Source organism: Methylobacillus draconifructus, assembly GCF_045984385.1.
In the GTDB taxonomy this organism is placed as follows: Bacteria; Pseudomonadota; Gammaproteobacteria; order Burkholderiales; family Methylophilaceae; genus Methylobacillus; species Methylobacillus flagellatus_A.
Genome location: NZ_JBJQIJ010000006.1, coordinates 1 through 18,598, shown reverse-complemented (window position 1 = coordinate 18,598; position 18,598 = coordinate 1). Strand labels below are relative to the sequence as shown.

Genomic DNA, 18,598 nt, shown 5'->3' with positions numbered 1-18,598 from the left:
CACAATATGACACTCGCAGTGATTACAACAAACCAGCAGTCTCCAAGCCTACCATCTCATTTCGGCATGACATTCGTTGATGGCAAGGTTGAAGCTGAAATCCCAATGGCCATTAATGCCGTCATGACTAAGCTGCAAGGGCACCGCCTGGCAGCCGTACTGAACCAAGAGACCATCCAGGTGCTGGTGGTCGCAATGAACGAATTCAAATTTGGTGAAGGCGCGGCCGAAGTGCCTGGTGAGACCACCTTTGTCGCCATCATGACTGATGAAGAGATCAGTCAGCCTAGTATTGATGACATTGAATTGGCGGTGTTTAGCTGCACGCAGGATGAGCATGAAGCTGCCATCTTGGCCATCCTGGACAAACATCCAACCTCGCGTATTGTGGGCATCCTGGATGAGCTCACGGTCGACCAGGTGGCCATAGGTATGCAGAACTATAGTGCCAATCACTAAATTACAAAGGGGCCTCGGCCCCTTGTTTTATTGTGAGAACGTCGTAGGGACTCCCTCAGGCAGAGTGGCTTGAAGCTGGTATTCAGGTGGCAACTGTGTTTCTGGGTCAATGGCGACCTTTAGATCCTGAAAAGTATTCATCCTTGATCATGACTCGCTGCTCATCTGTTAGTTTTGGATGCGCAGTGATATGAATTTTGACTTCGGCATTCCACTCCAAATCAGCCTCTTTGGACATCTCAGCGCCATTCTGGCTGCCTTCAAGGTCGTTTGCAATGCGACCTAGTGTGAAGTCCCTAAATGCCTTGTTCTTATCGCACCAGGCACGAATATGCCATCTGCGTGGTGCACGAACGATAGAGTGGGGGTAGATGATTCGCTCCACGCCTGCAGGGTTGTTCATGGGTTTACACAGAAGAGCAGGTCAGCCATTGAACAGGAATCTATACCTGTATCTTGGCCAACCTAGTAGATCAATGCAAGTTAGGGCCTGGACGCCTTGGAAGTGCTGATGTTTGATGTGTGATCTCAGCTGCGCTCTGGTTGATTGCAGAAGAGTGCAGGATGGCAGATTGTTTAACCAGAGACTCAACCTCAAAGTGGTTCACCCAGCACCAAGAGCTTTCGGGAAGCATAATCGCACCCGGGGCAATCCCAGTCCTTGGATTGTGATTATTCAACACTTCAGCAAATGATCCAAACGTGCATCCATCAGCGAATACGGTGATCTCACCGCGGGTATCAATGCTGGTGTATTGCTTCAATTTCACGTTGTGCAGGCTGGCTACCAGGTTGATTCCCTCAATCAGCAATTTTTCCCTGGCATAGGCATGCGGTACAGACCCTAACTTGCCATTTTGGAAGGCTTTATCGTTGTCCTGAAGGGCTAGGGCACACTCAACCAGTTTTAATTCAATAGAGCTCATCTGTGTACGGTCCTTACATCATTGGTGGTTGCATGGCGGGACGGCTTGGGTCCCGATTTAGGGCTTTGGCTTGGGTAGATGGCGGAATTCAGCGATCGTCTCGGCGTCGAGCTTCATCTCTCGATTGATCTTGAGGAGTTCGATCTGGTCCTTTTCCTGGGAAATATAACAGGCACCGCGCAGCAGCTTGATCTCAGCATCATTCTCTGCGATGAAAACGACCTCGCAAACCACGCTGCCAGGGTCAGAGGCATCATTGTTCGAGAATATCTGCACGCAATCATGCTCGGGCACCTTAGCGTCCTGACCGTGGGCCTGCTGATAGTCTGCGATGTAATCCAGTGAGGCGCCAACACGGTGGAAATCAACGTAGCGATCCCGAGTATTGATCAGTATGGATAAATGGTCACCATCAACCACGGATGCATAAGCTGATGTCACTGCGTGGTGGTCAATGCCAATTAATTGTATTTTCATAAACTAGTTGTCCTTTTGAAGAGTGGTGAAGGTTCCATCCATTCAATGTTGTTAATACCCAATGATAATTTGATCATGCAGAGCACGACATTACTATCGTCTTCTTGTTTGATCATATAAAGCACTTCCCCTTGTCCCGAAATGGAATCCAATATCTCTGAATCTTCTAGAGAATCAGTTTCCAAGATAACAACACCAACTTGGCTAGGGCCTTCCCCATTGATTGATGCATAAACTTCAATTTTTAACACATCCGTATGGTGGTTATCAGCTTCAGCATCTGTCAGAAATGAAAAGTATGGTGTTGATGGTTCATGCTGAAGATCAGTGGAAAACTGGACAACGAATTCATCTGGACCTAGAACACCAAATTTCAAGTCAGTTAGTGTGGAATCGTAAGCTGTTTGAATTCTCATTCTGTCACTCTCATTACGGTGAATTATTAAACTTCTGATAATTACAATTATCAGAAATCATGACATGTCGCCATTCGCCCTTTTTTTCTTACAGTTTGGGGCGGTTCGGTTTAGGTGCGTAATCTTCCCCAGGCAATATAGTTGGTACCTTCGCAATATCAATGAATCCAATATAAGTACCAAAGTCAGAGTGATCTAATCGATTGGCTTTAATGAGAACAACACCTTTTTTTTCCCATGCAATTAGTTTGAAACCAGTTAAATTATCCAGGTTAGTAGATTCACGATTAGAAAAATACCCTCCATTAGGAGGCTTAATCTCATTGTGGCCAATAGCTCTGCGCACGCTATCTATTAGTTCGGGTTTGGGTTTGGCGTGAAGTGTTATTTTTTTAGCCATATCAAACCAGACACTACCATTGATACTATTAATTAATGGGTAGTAGTTGCGACCGTAAAGTGGAGGCAACGCCTCCGCATAGACCAGGTCTTCAAACAAATCTTCCCAGTTTTCAATTTTTCCAAGCAATAGTGGCCGACCAAAATTGGTTATTGCTTGCTGGACGTGATCTTTATGGATGTTTGTTTCCACGAAATTAATCCTTATATCTTGATTTCAAATAGTTTTTCTAATTTATTTTTCATCACTCTATGTCAATTCTTGGTAAGTCAGTTGTTATCTTCCATACAATTGGTTAGTCCTTCTTGAGAGGGTTAGTATGAATGAAATACCAATCATCTGCAGTCATGGATGCTCTTGCAATTGACACGCTCTTCTATCCTGAAGCCTTCGTCCTTGGATTGAACTTGATCGCTAAACCCCAATTGAATTTTCATATCCGCGTCCTGTTATAGGCCATTGAAGAGGAAAGCTAGGAATAGCAGCGGCAATCCAGCGGCTTCAAGCAGACCTATTTGGTCTTTGTCGCGCGCAACCAGGTGGAAGACAAGTAATGTCAGCGCTGTCAGCAGTGCCTGGAACGGTGTGAATAACCATTCGAGTTCCAGGCCCAGGCCGAGGTTGGCCACAACTATCAAGGGCAACACCAAAGCAACCGTTGAAAAGGTCAGCACGGTATTTTGGATGACTGCCAGGTGGAATTTATCTTTGGCCAGCAAAGGTACAACCCTGCGGATGGAAGCATATTGCAGCGCTACGACAATCAGTATTGCAAGCGATGTGTGCGATAGGCTGAGCAGCGCTGAGGCCTCAGTGAAGGTCTCCCCTACCTGCAGTGCCAGGAATGTAATGGCTGCCAGCATGAGCCCTGCTATGACATAGGATCCAATACCAAGGTCAGCCCAAACTTTAAAGAGGTTGTCCTGAGCTTGCTGTGACGACACCAGCTGCTGAATTTCGATCTTCTTGGTTGGCTGGGAGATCTGCAGAGCATAAAGCGCCAGCATGCTGATGATCACAAACCACAACCACTTGCCCTTTGCGAAATCCGGAACAAACGTGGGTAGGAAGAATGGTACCGCCAGCAGTATGAGCAATGGCACGCCATAAGGATCGAGCTGGCCTTTGAATGAGACGCTGGCACGCTTGAGAGCGGCGACCACGAATGCTGCGCCGGCAATGCCTGCGATATTGAACATGAACAATGCGAACGAGGCATCCCGCACCAGGGTGATGTGGTCAGCACTATAGCTGGTTGCTGCAATTACGACTGCGGAGATGAGCGCTGCTGGAAGGGTTGCAACCAGAGAACCCTTTAGGCCACCCAGGGTGGAGGATTCTTTGATTGCGAATTGTGAAAGCTGGTTACCCAGGAAGGCAATCGAGATGAGTGCAGAGGCAAAAATTAATAATGACGTCATTCAATTGCATGTCCGAGCTACATGCGCATCCTGGGGGATTCACTTTGGTTGACGGCTTCTTCCACACACTTTTCTGCAAAGGTGTCGCCGATCATGGTTTCAAGCTTTTGATGTTCTGGTGTGCCAGCTTGCAGCTCGCTGCATAACATAGCCACCAGGCTGGTCATTGCCCCATTCTGCACATCCAGTTCGGCAAAGCCTCCTTGGTTGTTGGATGTCTTCTGTTCGTTAGCCATAGTTGTTCACCAAAATACGTTGAAAGATGGTGAACATTATACCACATAAGCGATTATAGTTATACAGCATTGAACACCACGAATCAAATGGATTTTTATTCGTTCAGGCCGACATCAACACCGCGTAGATCTGCGATCCTGCGTGCAAATACTAGGCGGAATGCCATGGCGGGTAGGCCGCACACGAAATCAAAAGGATTGAACGCAGGGACATTGCCCGCTTCTTGAATGGCGATCAGTGTGCTGGCTGCCGCAGCCGCTTGCCGGTAATGCTCACGGTGAACATCGGATAACTCATCATACACAGTCATGCCCATCAGTTTTGCCAGTAGTTCTTCCAGCGCGGCATCATCAGGAGATGCTGCAACCATCATTTGGTAAGCTGTATTGATATCTACTTCAATAGGTTGTGTTTGATTGTTCATAAGTTACCTAAAAATTACTTGACACCCTGAAAGCCTCGGTTTTCCGGTATGGAGAAACTAGGCCGGCCGCATCGGAAAATATCCCATGATATTCGAGCACGCTATCGGCGTACTCAGTTCCAGGGAGCGCCAGGGCACCATTGTACCTTTGCAGAGCGCGCTTGATATCAAACTGCTCCATATGAAGGTATTCCTTGAGCACTGCTGCACCCAAGATAACATTCTCCCTCGGTGTAGGATTTTGATATGCAGGAATACCCAGTTCTTTATATTTTTCAGCATGCCACTTGCGCCATACCTGCATCAGGCCCTCAGGGCCAAGTTTATTGACTGCAGCTGGATTGAAGCTGGATTCCTTGGCCATTACAGAGAGAATCAAGATAGGATCCAGGTCTGATGCCGAACCTGCATCGACAGCCATAGTGACAACCTGATTAGCCCGAATGAAGCCAGTGTTCCATGTGGCATCTATCGCTTTAGCCAGTTCCCTCTTGGCTTCCGGACTGATGTCCACCTGGTCATCCCTAATATACAACTTTTCAGGATATTGATCTTGCTGAAGGTGTACTGGATAGTGACTGGATTGGGCGTCATTGCCTGGCTTGTTTGCCGGGGCATCAATCAAAACAGTTTGCGCTGCCAGGACAAGGCCAGCGATTATGGTTCCAGCAAGCACCAGTCCATCTTTAGAAGTGGTTTCGGGCACGTGATGAAACATCTCAATCTTGCGTGCTTCTTCAAGCAGGGCGTTGTGCTTCTGGGGATTTAGTAGTCCTTGAATCATGTTGTCGCCTTCTTCCATTCCTTAATCGAATAGAGGTTGTATCCAATGTAGATGGTGTAAAGCACGGCCATTCCATACATGCCACTTGGTATAGCCGCGAGAATGATGGCGAAATTACCGATAAACCAAAGATAGAACCCCTCTACCCTTCGTTTCGCAACCAAGTGCTGACCACCCAGGCCGGTAAGCAAGATGATGACTTGCACCCAAAAATCCCGAGTGGTGATGTAGCTGTTCCAAATCTCCACCCAGAAACCGGGGGTGGAGATGGAGGCGATTAAAGTAAGGAGTGTGTCAAGTATCATATTGCAAATGGTATATCACATAAGCATCATCATCAAAAACTTTATGGCCGAGGAGATTTGTTTTTTGCTTCCCTCTTCGAGACCCAGCCATCGATCTTGCGGACCATATCACTCTGTTTTTGGGTTTCAGATCTAGCAGGTGTCGGGCCTGTGGTTTTTTTGGATTTGCCAATCGACGCCTGGCGGTTTTCCAAATAGGCTTTGCGCTGTTCTGCAGCCGTGACTTCCAGGCCTTGCAGGTAATACAGAGGCGTCTTGCCTGGCTGGATTAATGCCGGTCCTTCCAGGTTGTGCAACTCGCCTTCCTGGCGGAATTCCATCAGCTCGCCGCTTTGGTATGCCGGGCCACCTTCCCGGTGCAATAAACCTTGCACGCGATATTCTGCGCTAATGGTATTGCCCGCGGCATCCATAATAGTCATGGCCGGCCCGTCAGTGCGATGTAACACGTCATTCTGATAATACATCTCAAATTCCACACCGTCTTCACGGGTGACTTGATGCGCAGGGCCGTCAGTGCGATGGCGCAGGCCATTGCGGTACCAGGATTTGCGGATATCGCCACCAGTTGTCACTAACTCTACGGCTGGGCCATTGTCGCGATGCATCAAGCCATTTTTGTACCAGATAACACCTTTATCGTCTTTGAGGATGCAAGCTGGCTCATGGTCATGGTGCCACCTACCGTCAACAAAATGGAATCTATCCCCGCCATACTTGCCTGCCTTGATGTACCAGCCATTTGCTGATTCATTGGTCACCAGGTCGACTATGCCAGATCCTTCAACCAGGACAAGCTGAGAAGTGCCGTCTTCAGACATATAATGGATTCGCTTGAACATGCTGGGATGATCCAAAGCATATTCGTTGGGATCTACAACCTTGTTCTGGGAGGCAAAGGACATGCCCGCGCGGATAGCAGGCGTATCAACCTTAACTTCTTCAGCTGCTGGATCCACTTCCGAGGTTTGCGAGGATGTCATCGACTTGCTTCTGGAGAATGCGGACACGGTTTTTTCCTTCCTCTGTTGCTTCCTGGATAATCGATTTAACTGACACTTCAGTAGTAGGCGTGCCGGGCTGGGCAAGCTTAGAGATTGCCCAGGCCATGGTCACCGGACCCATAGCTTCGTCGGCATAGCGCAATATGGTCTTGTACTCCACACGCTTGGAATCAAAGAATTCCAGGTGATTACCCAAGTTTTCAACAACCAGGTTGCGGACCCCGTTTTCATCCAGCTCGTAAGCCAGCTCGGGCTTGGATATGTCATCGAACTCGAAGGCAAGGTTTACAGTTTCGACAGCACCGCCTGGGGTGGTCTTGGTCGAACTAATAAACGCAATCACTTCTGCCTTATCGAACGGGGAATTGAGGATGACTAGATCGCCATTTTTGACTGAACTCATTACAAACCTCCTACAGTACCAAAGGTGGCTTTTTTAACGGCCAACTTGGCCATGCCGGTTAATTGATTGGCGCCAGCTAATTCCAGGGCGCCCTTTACGAGATGGGGCCTTTGGGCCAGCATCTTCGTGTATTCGATGATGGGACTTCCCCCGACCAGTTTGTCGAATGCAGCCTTAGTGGCAAGCTGACCAACATCGCCAGTTTCAGTGAAGGCCATTAGATCCTGCACTTCATCAATAGTCTTGGCCATGGCCAGAAAAGTGATTTTGGCTTCCTTGTCACGCTCACCAAGCCTTTGCAGGTTCATTTCCAGCTCTTCTTCCTGCAGCTGAACAATGCGTTGCTCCTGAACCCTCAGGTTCTGCATGGCAGTGTTGACGATAATTTCAGAGCGCTGCTTACCCATGTCGCGATAATAGAGGATCGCATGACCATACTTTTGGGCCTGGGTATCGAATTCGCGCTCCAGATTTTCCTTGGTTGGCTGGATGCCTTTGGCAATCACACTGGTGATTGTCCTGCGCTCCATAAACTTCATGAGCTCGGTGGAGGTTATCCTGCCCTTTTCGCGGAGCTGGGCATCCAATTTGTTGAGTCCATCCAAAATGTACTGGGCAGTCATGATTAACCCTTATTAAAGTGCATATATTATATCACAAAAGCGATATGCTTTTTAAGGCCTTGGGCCCCTGCTGATTGTTGGCTCGGGCGCCGGGTCGAAATCCTGAGGCATGATCTTGAGGCCACGGAAAGTCACATTGGCCGCCCCATTTTGTTCCTCAGAGTCGATACTGAGATCACCAAAACCACGCAGTTGGAGATCACGTTCAGCAATCTCAAAGCCATCATTGGTTTCCACCAGGCCCTCCAGGCGCTTCATTGCATCCTCACCGACTGCCTGAGTCGGGAACAGGTAGCAATTGCCCTTGCCGCCATTACGAACAAGCCTGCCGCGCATTTGATGGATTTGATTCATGCCGTAACGCTGGGGATCAACCACCATCATGATGGTGACATCAGGAATATCCAGGCCAACCTCTACGACTGAGCTGGCAACCAGAACCTGGGTTTCCAAACTGCGCATCTTAGCTATGGCATCTGCTTTTTCATCAGCAGTCATCTGGCCATGCACCATGCCCACCTTGTCCCCAAACATGAGGCCCCAAGCTTGATAGCCCTCTTCAACCGTTGGGAAGTCTTGTGGCTCATCCTTGTCGCCAGCATCTACCAGCGGGTAGACAATCAGCACGCGGTTACCAGCCTCAACCTCTGTTTTGATGTCGTCATAGATGGCAAAACGATCGTCGGCGCCGACCAGATAGGTATCAATTTCCTTCACCACTGGGGACTGCCTCAGGATCGAGACGTCCATGCCACCGCGCTGAATGAGTGCAATAGTTCTAGGAATGGCCGTGGCCGTCGCTTCAAGTAAATTGGTGTGATCCTCAGTTACAGCCTCACGCTGCTCCCTGGAGAATTTCTGCTGCTCATCGACGATGAGTAGGTCAGCCTTATATTCCTTGAGGTGGGCTATTGCGGATGTCCCAATGAGCACAGCGCCCTTTTCCCAGGATTTCTTGCGGCTTCCAGTGATGGGTGATGTCACAACATCAGGGAAATGGTGCTCCATCTGGGCCATCACCTGGTTTACCAGGCCTTCATTGGGAAGGATGATCGCAATGTTTACATCCTTGCCCGCTTCGCGCTGGGCACGCCATACCGATGCGGCCGCACCGATCATGGGCAGTGTTTTGCCACGGCCAACATCACCTGACAGCAAGCGACGCATTGCAAAGCCAGAACGGATGTCAGTCAGGGTTTCTTCCAGTGCGCGCGCCTGATCATCTGTGGGTGTGATGCCGTTAAAGGTGATGGGCGAGGTAAGCAACATAGAGCGCTTTTCAGGTGGGCGATTCTTCATGCGATCAGCCTTGAGCTGGATTTCATGGATTGCAATCTTCTTGGCAGCGGCCAATGCCTTCTCGAATTCATCAGGCGTAAGGGGGTCGTGTATACCCAGAAGTAGGCCTATAGCATCAGCATTCACCAGCTTCTCAATGTCATCCGGGCGCATACCGGCATGGCCAACAAAGTATTCAGCGGCCGTATCCAGGTGATTATCCAGGGCGTCACGCGTTGCGGCGAATACCGCATCGGCACTAGCTTTGCCACGGATTGCAGGGTAAATGGGAGCAAGCTTACCAACTAGGGCATCCGGAACAATTTCAACGTTTTCCAGAGTGGATCTACCGTTGTATTCACCGTACTCGGCCATGATTGTCATGGTTTGGTTATTTGGGATCTGGTAGAACTGGAAGGGTTGGAAACAGGTGGAGTTGATGAACTGCCCCTTGGCATCAACGAAAGTCAAGCGCACACGCGCTGGCTTTCCTATGGGAATGCCATTGTTAGAATTCACCAGCTGCTTGCCCGAACCACTATAGTAAATCTTGTCTTTGAGCGTCAGTGTAAGAACCTGCTTGCCACTATCCCTGTTCATTGCAGCAAGGTTGGTAATGGGGTTGCGCAGATCCAGTAGCTTTCTCGGGAGAATGAGGAGAGATTGGGAAATGTGCGTTACACCCAGCGCCTCTTCGATTGGTATCTCTTTTTTTCTTCCGGCCATTCTAAGTCTCCGAGTTGATTACATATTCGGCATATATTATAGCACGCACATTGCGTATGCGATATAATATAAGCAATCCAAAGGAGAAAACTGAATGTCTAATTTGAATGCTGGTGGGCAAAATGTCCATGGCGTGGGATCGCATCAATTAAACCCCACGATTGTGATTAGTTCACAAAGCCTGGTCGATTCGGCCATGGTGGCAATTAATGTTCTGCCTCTGGAGCACAGAACGATCATTCAGGATAGGTACCAGCGAGACGGTGATTTTGCCTCCATGGTAAATGCGGCCATCCTGTATCTGGCTACCAGGATATCCGCCGCCAAAACGGTGATCTGCAGCACTGAAGAGTTCGCAGGTTATATCAGCAGCAAGCCCCCCACCTTTGTTTCCGATTTCGACACCAGGCTCATCATGAATTGTTTGATTGATGATGAGATCAATGATTCCGAAATTGCGGATATCCCCCTCAATTGCGAGCTGCAGGCTTACCTGGATCGCTTGCAAGCCCTTAAATCAATTTTTAACTAGGAGATGACATGAAGGCCTTTAGGCAATTGCAATTGGTGATCCTGGCGTCAGCAATAGCGTCAGGTGCCCCAATAACTTCGCTGGCGGCCTGGGAAGGTGCTACCCAGCAGGCCAACCATGGTTTTGGTAGCGCGCAATCAGACGCAGCAACGGAGCAAAGTGAAGCTCCGACCGGTGAAGCTGTAGTCATACCTCAGAAAATTAAGGAAGGCATGGCCACGATCGGTGGTGCTGTCGCAGGTGCCCTTCTTGGGAGCCAGGTGGGTGGCGGTAATGGCAGCAAGGTTATGAGTGTGGTTGGTGGTATCGCTGGTGGAGTTCTGGGTAAAAGCCTGGCTTCATCCGGTGGCTCGTTCAAGGACCCAGATGGTCGACAATGGACCAATGGTGATCACAAAATGGATCCCAAGACGGAACTGCCAAAATTTCAGGAAATGGTGATCATTACCCAGGTCGCCTTCATGAATTACGCGCGCGCCGCCAATGCTGCCAGCCTGGCTCGCAATGATTACGACTGGAACAGGATTTCCGAAGCCAGCTATTTGAAAATGCGCGACCAAATGGAACGCACTGGCCAGGCTTTTTACTCGGTTCGCCGCGGGCTAAACGAAATGGCTGTCAGTGTGACCGGGCGTTGGAATAAGAAAATTGAATCTGACCAGCTGGCGGTTCTTCAATCCTGCAATCTGGTACCCATAGGCAATTCAGATATGGTGACTTATGCCGCGGTAATCGAAAAAGGCGAACACTGCGCAATTAAGAAAGCTGACCAGGCTCAAGCTTCGTTCTAATAAAAAAGGGGGCAATGATTAATTGCCCCCTCTTCTATTCGTAATTACATCCGCATTCGATTGGCCATCGGCCTACCAAAAAACTGATCTCGATCAGCTTTCTTTTTCATCCTAGCTTCAAACCGATCGTCATCAAGTTCACCTGCACGAATCTTATTGCCATTCTGATCTGTAATCCCGCGCAATCCAACACCATAAGTCCTGAAACCCATGAGCGGTTCATCAGCTGAATAATCTAAAGAATCGTGATGATCCCCATGATATACCGTATGGACACCAAGCTCGCGCGCCAGGTCATCAATGGCCTCAAAGCCGTATGGATGGCATGAAGGTGCGTCATGCACAACCAGTATGTCAGCCTTCATCGTCATCAGGTTTAGATAGTCATCCAGAAAGATGGAGCCGTGCCGATGCAATTCTTTTTGCTGGGCAAAGTATTGGCCTGACCACTGATTTTGACTGTGCCATTGATCCAGGTTCTCTGCGACAGGATTTGCTGGTGGCATCCATACTGATTCACTGAATACACCGCCCAGGCCAGCGATACGGATGCCGTCGATTTCAACTACCCGGTTATGGAGGTTGTTGCCCGCATAGGCCGATTCAAAGATGTTGCTGGCGTGCAGCACTGATTCGCCATCATGGTTGCCAGGAATGAAATAGATAGGAGCACCAGTCAGCAACTCATGTAGCGGCTGGGGTGGTTCCATGTCACCCAGCAGAATGACAGCGGAGGGTTTCTCTTGATCGATCGCTCTTTGGATGTGCTTGAACTGACCGTGTGGGTCACCACAGAATAATATGTTGCTTTTTTTGGTTATCATCGAATTTCCAACAATTACTTTCCACAATACCTGTGCATAACCAATATGATTGGTCAGATTAGGCTATTGAATTCAACAGCTTAATAGGGTGATTAATTTTTAATCAGAAGCCAAGCGCCACACTCATGTTGCCCATAACATTTGGGCTGGAATCGTGGTCACGCTTAGCGTTCAGCCAGTCCAGATATTCATCATGCAAGCGCATAGACCGAGCAATCCTGGCCAACTTATGCTTATCCAGTTTCTTGAGATCAATGTCCAAGGGGGGATATCCCTCATTACTTTTGATCCTGGGGCTGGTGGCCATGTAGATCCAATCTAGCAGGGCTTTCTCAGGGGTAGCCATTTGGTAATTTAGATAGGGGATCACATAGTCTGAGCTGTCCAGGTCAGGTAAATGCACCATATCCTCAGGCATCCTGAAAAACCAGAATTCCCCAAATGGTTTGTAGCTACCATCCACCTTCTCACCACCGCGCCAACCTTTCGGCTTGGTGGGGATAACAGCAGTCACAATCTTGGCTGGATTATTAAGTGCTCCGCTGTAGTGCAAAGCGCTGTGCAAGGTGATTACAGATTCAGGTACGAGATGCTCAGCTATTTCATTGGCCTCAACTTTTGGGACGGCCAGAAGGTTGACATAAACCCCCCGAGTGTTTTCAAGCTTTGCCAGGAAACCAATTTTGACCAAGGTATCTAAATGCCTGAAATAAGTAGCAAGACTTATGGTTTTATTTTTATCTACTTTTTTGACTTGTTTTAAAAGTAAATCGTAAAGCGTTGTCGTGGGTATCACACGTGGCTTCATTGGACCATTCAATAATTTGGTCAGGTTCGCGATGGCTTCATTGCGCATGCCTACTACCTTCCAAAAACACTGCGGCGAGGTTGCTTTGTTTCCACGGGATCTATATTGGATTCATTTTCAGGTTCTGATTCTCTTTGCTTCAGCTCATCGTAGTGATGACGCATCTCTGCTCTGGGAATTCGCTCTTTTGCAATGGCGCCAGCTTGATCTAGCCATTTTTCAAGGGTTTCACCAACCTGCACCTGAATGTGGATCCAGCCCTTGGCATCAATGCCTTCAACTACTTCAGCAGGCAGATGGGGCGCTACCTTCTCTACAAATTCTTTGTAAGTAAATGCACCAACCTTGGTCCACAGGTAATTGCACATGCGTGATATTTCATCGCTGCCCAATCCAGCCAGCATGGCCACAGGCGCCTCAACCTTCATTTCCATCAGTACGAAAAGGTCGTACATGTCGCGTGGGGAATAACGCTTGGTATCGAGCATGGCTGCGGTCTTGGAAGCAGCCACGGCCATTGGACTATAGGTGCGCACCAGGTATGGGGGCAGCCCAGATGAAGCTGGTGGTGTGTATTCAAAGCGTGAAATACCCTCTTCAGGGAGTAGATCTCGCTTGCTGATTTCAATCTTGATGTGAACGTTGGACTGGGTGCCGGCAAGCACGCCGTTGATATGGAACTTAGGTGACAAGCCGCCACCAGTGGTGTCCTGCTCACGGAAAGTAGCTTTCTCAAGCAAGCCGCACTTGAGAGCTTGCTTGATCGACTGGCGCATATGGTTCAGCAGTGTATTGGTGACCACGTTTGGTTCTGCTGCCAGGTCTATATCATTTGTTGCCCGGTTACTGCCAGTCAGCATCTGCATCGCAATGCCGCCTTTGACGATCACTAGGTCGCGTGTCAGGGAGGCAAACAACGCGTGCAAAATGCGCGCTTGCAGGATCTCGGTGGCCAGGGCGACATCGATGGACTGGGCGTCAAAAATCTCTTCAACACTTTTCCTGAGTTTGCGTCTGAGGTTGCTCATGATTTCTCCTGGTATTCGAGATAACGTACAAACCAAATGCGGATTGTAATTGCGTATAGTATACCACATGGGAGATATATGAAGAAATTTAGCTTTTGGAGAGGTGCTAAATTATTGATTACCTTGGATTAAGGGTGGTTTTCAATTCTATCGATAGCTCAGGTCAATAACGTTATCAATATTCACGGAACAAGTGCTGCCGATGTAATCGAAGTTTTGCTGAAAGCCAAACGCACAGGCTTACGCTTAGCACCAAAAGAATAATGAAATTCAGCACCCTGGGATCCGAAAACACCCAATATTTAGTTTCAGGGTGCCTTTAGAAATATCTAATAAAAACAATAATATACAAAATAACTGCTTGCATTACTGATCAATTATTGAGGTTGAAATCATGTATTGTTCAATTGAACAATTGATGAGCCTGAATTTTTTATCGGGTTAATTTCAGTTTGTCCTTTGGTTGCCATAAGTTGTCCCACCTGCATTCAATAAAATCATTAGGTTACAAAGTTTTTGTTGCCATAAGGTGTCCCATTTTCGCGGATAATCCTATATTCGCTGATTCCATCCTATAGCTCTTTTATTGCCAATTTGGTGTTGTGCAATCAGTCTTTAAATTCAGGAAAAACAAAATCTAACCCAGGCATCAAGCGTGCGATATTCATTGCATCAGAGAGTGCTCGATGATGTTCACCTTCCAATGTTAATCCCGAGATTTGAAGTGCTGTAGCCATTCCAACCTGCTTAATTTTACGGGCCTTGGCATAGGAAGCCTTCAAGTTGATATGCCGAAGCCCATCCAGCGGGTCTGCAATACCATGCCTTGTGCACTCGCGCTCGACCTGCCTGCGGTCGTATGCACCCCAACTCCCCCAGCATTGCCCCTGGTAATGTTTGGCGAATACCATCAGCTCTGCAGCTACAGTTGGCCAAAGTTTTGCACCGTCGACACTGGATTGCTCAATATGGGTCAATGAGCGGCAAAAATCAGTAAGTAGCGGTCGCTCCAATGGCTTCACAAACCATTGTTGTTTATCCAGGATTTCACCCTCTACCGTGGCCCAAACAGCTCCAACTTCGATGATTTCCATTTGCTCAGGCGGAATGGTGCCCTGGTCGCAACAAGTGGCTTCCAGATCGATGACAAGTACAGGTAAAGATCCTTGCAATTTGGTCCTATTTATAAAGATAGAGTGGTTTAGGCTGCCCTTGAATCACATCCTTGTGTATGGAAATAGGATAAAGACAGCTTATGGCAACACTTTAGAATTGAAGTGCTCACCAAACTAGATTTTGTGGAACCTATAGTAAGCACAGAACTTTGAACCCCTCCCCAACTTTCTCCTGGTCGCGAGAGAATCTCGCCAGGCTGCAGGGATGAGGTATAGGAATTAAGCAGCTATTTTGATCTGCTCTTTGGTTTCGATGTGGGAATTTACACGATCGCGCATTTCCAAGCCTGGCTTGAAATGTGGGACGCGTTTTTCAGGCACTTCAACACTAGCCCCAGTTTTTGGATTACGACCGACCCTGGGGGGCCTGATATTGAGAGAGAAACTGCCAAAGCCACGAATTTCAATACGTCCACCTTTGGCCAATTGCTCAGACAGTGCTTTTAGAATGGTATCAGAGGCAACCTTCACTGACTCACGGGAGAAGTCTTGTGAAAATCTATCTGCCAGCTTTTCCTCCAGCTCTGATCTAACCATTTTCAGTACGCCTGTAATGAGTGTGCAATATTTTTAGATTATAGCAGCCTATAGTATCTAAACGGGCCTAAGCTTGAATAACGCATACTGGTTTGTCGGTGCGCTATTATCCTTAGCTGGTACCGCATCCCCTCCATTTTCTTCAAATGCACTGATGCGATCGTAGATAGTGGCTGAGTGCTTATATCCAAGCCAATCTGTGATGATGTGCTTGGGTATGCCATTCATTGCTTGCTTGATAGCAAAAGCGTTCCTGGAAGCGGTTGCAGTAAATGATTGTTCCTGGCCAGTCTCATCTTCACTGAAGGTCGCTTCCAACACCCTCTGAATTTCTCGGTGAACCGTCGCCCTTGAAATAGGACCTCCACTGGAAGATCCAATAAAAAACTTTGTGGTGAATTGCGCCTTTTCTTCCTGGTTGAGCTTGTCGAAAATCTTGGACCTGGCGTCCATCCATTCCATGATGTATCGATGGCCTTGCGAAGACATTGGAATTCGCCGGCGCCGTGCTCCCTGTATATTGAAATCACACCCATCATTGTCTGGAATGATCGAATTTAGCTCCAGATTTAGAATTTCATTCGCTTTCAAGCCAGCATATAGTGCGCAGGCAGCCATTGCCTTTGCCCTGGTCACCTTCCATTTGCGGATCTCTGTCTGCCTAAGTGCGCGTTTTGCTCCTAGCGTTGAACTAACACGTTTCGGAGTGAGCGCCACATCGTCAGTTAATGTGGTAATAACAGCTGTCGCATTGAGGATGAGAGGTTTTTTTCGACGATTATCCTGAAATTGATCAGGCAGCTTTGCTGCAGCTGAATTCTTGTCATCAGCTGATAGAAGCACACGAGCCAGCAGTTGCGCCATTCTCTTTGGATAGGAACTCGTTGAATCTTGAGTCGACTGATTCACCAATTCAATCAGATCTACTAGATTAGCCTTGGAAATGTCCAAGTCCATGTTAGCTGCCGTTTTGGAGATTCTATTCCACATGGAAATGTAGACTTGAAGGCTCTTAGGTTTGGAGAGGCCTCGGCGTTGCTGCACTTCCGACCACTGATCAAATAGGCTTTGAGATGTTTTGGTACGCATAGGTGAATTTTATACTGGGGATAAGCCAGCTGAAATTTAATTTTGAGATTAACGCAAATAAACATGTCAGTTGAAGACTAAACAACAGTATTTAGTATTTTTTACTTAATTGCGTTAATCTCATTTTTAATACCGTGTTTACCCGGAGGACTTTGCATCCCATGTAAAGTAAATTTGGGTGCCATGAAGACGGCAATATCAAAAAAACAAAAGGCGCCCAGCAGTTTGATTTTTGGAGCAGTCTTAAGGGATGCTAGGAAAGCCGCTGGCCTTACCCAAGACGTGCTGGCAGCGCGCTGTGAATTAGATAGAACTTACATTGGGGATTTAGAGCGTGGTATGTATTCACCTACCCTCGTTGTGATCATCAAGCTGAGCAACGGTCTCGGAACAGATCTGGACGCCCTGTTGTGTTCCTTTTCCACGGCTTACCGCATTAGTCTCGTTGGTCACCAGGAGTAGTTATGCTGATAAGGGACGCCCTGATCAAGTATAGGGAAGAAGTTTCTATTCTGAAGAAGGGATTTGATCAAGAACGGCACCGAATTTCTTCCCTGCTTCGCAATGAAGCTATTTGCAGCCTAAAGGCCTCGAAAGTTACCAGCGTCGATATTGCAACGTACCGTGACACCCGCCTTGGCCAAATCAATCCCAAGACTCTTAAACCGTTGTCACCATCGACCGTACGGTTGGAAATGTCGCTACTCTCTAATATGTTCGACATCGGGCGCATTGAGTGGGGTATTTGCGGGCCGAACCCTGTCAAAGATGTACGAAAACCCAAACCTCCTGCCGGAAGAACTCGTAGATTGACTGCCAGGGAGGATCGGCAGATCCTCAGCTACGCCTGGAACTATGTTAACCGAGAGCTCTATGTAATTGTAGTGATTGCCCTTGAGACCTGCATGAGGCAAAAGGAGATCCTGACACTCGCCTGGGAGCACATAGACTTACGTAACCGTGTTGTGCATTTGCCAGAAACCAAGAACGGCTCAACTCGCGATGTTCCCCTCAGCATGCGCGCAAAAGAGACTCTGATGCTGCTTGGTACCAAATCTAACGGCCCGGTGTTTACCTATAGCTCGAACGGCCTAAAATCATGTTGGCGCTACATGAATGAGAAGTTGGGTATTTTGGATCTCCATTTTCACGACCTACGTCACGAGGCCATCAGCCGGCTATTTGAGCTTGGTAGGCTGAACATGATGGAAATCGCATCAATCAGTGGTCATAAGACCCTCTCGATGTTGAAGCGATATACTCACCTGCACGCAATCAAACTGGCCAAGAAGCTGGATTCCAACAAGTTGGCCAGGGGCAACAACACGATCGTAAATAGTCTGCTGCCCTACCCAGCCGTTAAGACGATCAGTGATGATGGGATACACTACAGGTTCCTGGATTTTGATGATCTAGTGGCCACCGGCATCTCTGAAGATGATGCAATGGTTAGAGCTGAACAAGTATTAATGCATAAAATTATGTCAATGCTCATGGCCAATAACAAAGTTACGGCACCTGATCAATATCTTGAAATCATTGATCTAAATACGGTCGTGATGGTGAACCCAATGAGGTTCGAAGAAGCGTTTTAACACTTTATTTCACAGGTTAGTGTTAAATAAAAACCCTTCATTTAATTGATTAAATTGAATAAATTCCCGCTGCAACATCCTATAAATCCCCTCCAAATTTAGATTTTTCTTTCCTGCTGCCTCATTGCCAATCCGGTAGCTGGAAAAGTGGAGGTGGAGAGGACATTATTAGCACAATCTGCGTTAACAATAATTGGCAGACTTGCGTTGCTTCTTGCCCAGGAGGGTATCGTTTGAAATTCTCTCATGGCGTACAGGGTCGGCCCGTCGCTAACTTTCACGATCGCTGGTATAGCGTTTCAACCTGTGTTCGATAGTCTTGCCAATCCGGTGTTT

The 18,598-nt window shown here is 47.8% G+C and carries 25 protein-coding genes; 5 read left to right on the top strand and 20 right to left on the bottom strand.

Translation table 11 applies throughout. The features are described from left to right. Positions 1-6 precede the first annotated feature (6 nt). Positions 7-459, top strand: a complete 453-nt coding sequence (locus ACKF11_RS12825; protein WP_407997357.1) for a hypothetical protein — start codon at positions 7-9, stop codon at positions 457-459. A 106-nt stretch (positions 460-565) separates the two neighbouring features. On the opposite strand, the gene ACKF11_RS12820 is transcribed toward ACKF11_RS12825, so the two are convergent. The 14 genes from ACKF11_RS12820 to ACKF11_RS12755 all read right to left on the bottom strand — a co-directional run bounded on the left by ACKF11_RS12820 (position 566) and on the right by ACKF11_RS12755 (position 9,883). Continuing rightward, complete coding sequence (locus ACKF11_RS12820; RefSeq protein ID WP_407997356.1) at positions 566-862, bottom strand: WYL domain-containing protein; 297 nt, start codon at positions 860-862, stop codon at positions 566-568. 70 nt (positions 863-932) lie between these two features. After that, positions 933-1,385: a hypothetical protein gene (locus ACKF11_RS12815; protein WP_407997355.1), complete on the bottom strand. Its 453-nt coding sequence runs from the start codon at positions 1,383-1,385 to the stop codon at positions 933-935. A 57-nt stretch (positions 1,386-1,442) separates the two neighbouring features. Beyond that, positions 1,443-1,862, bottom strand: coding sequence for a hypothetical protein (locus tag ACKF11_RS12810; RefSeq protein WP_407997354.1), 420 nt, complete (start codon positions 1,860-1,862; stop codon positions 1,443-1,445). Beyond that, the gene (locus tag ACKF11_RS12805) at positions 1,859-2,278 is read right to left on the bottom strand and encodes a hypothetical protein (protein WP_407997353.1); all 420 of its coding nucleotides are present in this window, start codon (positions 2,276-2,278) and stop codon (positions 1,859-1,861) included. The genes ACKF11_RS12810 and ACKF11_RS12805 overlap by 4 nt, the downstream gene beginning before the upstream one ends. A gap of 88 nt (positions 2,279-2,366) precedes the next feature. Next, on the bottom strand, positions 2,367-2,870 hold the full coding sequence (locus ACKF11_RS12800) for a hypothetical protein (RefSeq protein WP_407997352.1): 504 nt from the start codon (positions 2,868-2,870) through the stop codon (positions 2,367-2,369). A gap of 257 nt (positions 2,871-3,127) precedes the next feature. Next, the gene (locus tag ACKF11_RS12795) at positions 3,128-4,099 is read right to left on the bottom strand and encodes a hypothetical protein (protein ID WP_407997351.1); all 972 of its coding nucleotides are present in this window, start codon (positions 4,097-4,099) and stop codon (positions 3,128-3,130) included. Positions 4,100-4,116: 17 nt separating this feature from the next. Further along, the gene (locus ACKF11_RS12790; protein WP_407997350.1) at positions 4,117-4,335 is read right to left on the bottom strand and encodes a hypothetical protein; all 219 of its coding nucleotides are present in this window, start codon (positions 4,333-4,335) and stop codon (positions 4,117-4,119) included. A gap of 95 nt (positions 4,336-4,430) precedes the next feature. After that, entirely contained in the window at positions 4,431-4,760 is a 330-nt protein-coding gene (locus ACKF11_RS12785; protein WP_407997349.1) for a hypothetical protein, read from the bottom strand. Positions 4,761-4,767: 7 nt separating this feature from the next. Further along, on the bottom strand, positions 4,768-5,562 hold the full coding sequence (locus tag ACKF11_RS12780; RefSeq protein WP_407997348.1) for a lytic transglycosylase domain-containing protein: 795 nt from the start codon (positions 5,560-5,562) through the stop codon (positions 4,768-4,770). Next, positions 5,541-5,849, bottom strand: coding sequence for a nicotinamide mononucleotide transporter (locus tag ACKF11_RS12775; RefSeq protein WP_407997347.1), 309 nt, complete (start codon positions 5,847-5,849; stop codon positions 5,541-5,543). The genes ACKF11_RS12780 and ACKF11_RS12775 overlap by 22 nt, the downstream gene beginning before the upstream one ends. 41 nt (positions 5,850-5,890) lie before the next feature. Next, entirely contained in the window at positions 5,891-6,859 is a 969-nt protein-coding gene (locus tag ACKF11_RS12770; protein ID WP_407997346.1) for a hypothetical protein, read from the bottom strand. Then, positions 6,792-7,256 carry a hypothetical protein gene (locus tag ACKF11_RS12765; protein ID WP_407997345.1) on the bottom strand — a complete coding sequence of 155 codons (465 nt, stop codon included), beginning with the start codon at positions 7,254-7,256 and terminating at the stop codon, positions 6,792-6,794. The genes ACKF11_RS12770 and ACKF11_RS12765 overlap by 68 nt, the downstream gene beginning before the upstream one ends. Further along, on the bottom strand, positions 7,256-7,879 hold the full coding sequence (locus ACKF11_RS12760) for a hypothetical protein (protein WP_407997344.1): 624 nt from the start codon (positions 7,877-7,879) through the stop codon (positions 7,256-7,258). The genes ACKF11_RS12765 and ACKF11_RS12760 overlap by 1 nt, the downstream gene beginning before the upstream one ends. Before the next feature lie 51 nt (positions 7,880-7,930). Beyond that, positions 7,931-9,883: a helicase-related protein gene (locus tag ACKF11_RS12755; protein ID WP_407997343.1), complete on the bottom strand. Its 1,953-nt coding sequence runs from the start codon at positions 9,881-9,883 to the stop codon at positions 7,931-7,933. 94 nt (positions 9,884-9,977) lie between these two features. Between ACKF11_RS12755 and ACKF11_RS12750 the strand changes: the two genes are divergently transcribed. Together ACKF11_RS12750 and ACKF11_RS12745 are read left to right on the top strand one after the other, a co-directional pair. Next, on the top strand, positions 9,978-10,415 hold the full coding sequence (locus ACKF11_RS12750; protein WP_407997342.1) for a hypothetical protein: 438 nt from the start codon (positions 9,978-9,980) through the stop codon (positions 10,413-10,415). Between the two features lie 8 nt (positions 10,416-10,423). Further along, complete coding sequence (locus ACKF11_RS12745; RefSeq protein ID WP_407997341.1) at positions 10,424-11,206, top strand: hypothetical protein; 783 nt, start codon at positions 10,424-10,426, stop codon at positions 11,204-11,206. Positions 11,207-11,250: 44 nt separating this feature from the next. Here ACKF11_RS12745 and ACKF11_RS12740 read toward each other — a convergent pair whose 3' ends face one another. From ACKF11_RS12740 to ACKF11_RS12715, 6 genes are all read right to left on the bottom strand, one after another. Next, positions 11,251-12,030 carry a metallophosphoesterase family protein gene (locus tag ACKF11_RS12740; RefSeq protein ID WP_407997340.1) on the bottom strand — a complete coding sequence of 260 codons (780 nt, stop codon included), beginning with the start codon at positions 12,028-12,030 and terminating at the stop codon, positions 11,251-11,253. A 103-nt stretch (positions 12,031-12,133) separates the two neighbouring features. Then, positions 12,134-12,886, bottom strand: a complete 753-nt coding sequence (locus tag ACKF11_RS12735; protein WP_407997339.1) for a hypothetical protein — start codon at positions 12,884-12,886, stop codon at positions 12,134-12,136. Positions 12,887-12,891: 5 nt separating this feature from the next. After that, positions 12,892-13,866 carry a nucleotidyl transferase AbiEii/AbiGii toxin family protein gene (locus tag ACKF11_RS12730; protein WP_407997338.1) on the bottom strand — a complete coding sequence of 325 codons (975 nt, stop codon included), beginning with the start codon at positions 13,864-13,866 and terminating at the stop codon, positions 12,892-12,894. Positions 13,867-14,474: 608 nt separating this feature from the next. Beyond that, positions 14,475-15,038, bottom strand: a complete 564-nt coding sequence (locus ACKF11_RS12725; protein WP_407997337.1) for a 3'-5' exonuclease — start codon at positions 15,036-15,038, stop codon at positions 14,475-14,477. 222 nt (positions 15,039-15,260) lie between these two features. Next, positions 15,261-15,578, bottom strand: coding sequence for an integration host factor subunit beta (locus tag ACKF11_RS12720; RefSeq protein ID WP_407997336.1), 318 nt, complete (start codon positions 15,576-15,578; stop codon positions 15,261-15,263). Positions 15,579-15,635: 57 nt separating this feature from the next. After that, positions 15,636-16,667, bottom strand: coding sequence for a tyrosine-type recombinase/integrase (locus ACKF11_RS12715; RefSeq protein WP_407997335.1), 1,032 nt, complete (start codon positions 16,665-16,667; stop codon positions 15,636-15,638). Positions 16,668-16,850: 183 nt separating this feature from the next. On the opposite strand from ACKF11_RS12715, the gene ACKF11_RS12710 reads away from it, so the two are divergent. After that, positions 16,851-17,129, top strand: coding sequence for a helix-turn-helix domain-containing protein (locus ACKF11_RS12710; protein ID WP_407997334.1), 279 nt, complete (start codon positions 16,851-16,853; stop codon positions 17,127-17,129). A 2-nt stretch (positions 17,130-17,131) separates the two neighbouring features. Continuing rightward, positions 17,132-18,262 carry a site-specific integrase gene (locus ACKF11_RS12705; RefSeq protein WP_407997333.1) on the top strand — a complete coding sequence of 377 codons (1,131 nt, stop codon included), beginning with the start codon at positions 17,132-17,134 and terminating at the stop codon, positions 18,260-18,262. Positions 18,263-18,598: the final 336 nt, after the last annotated feature.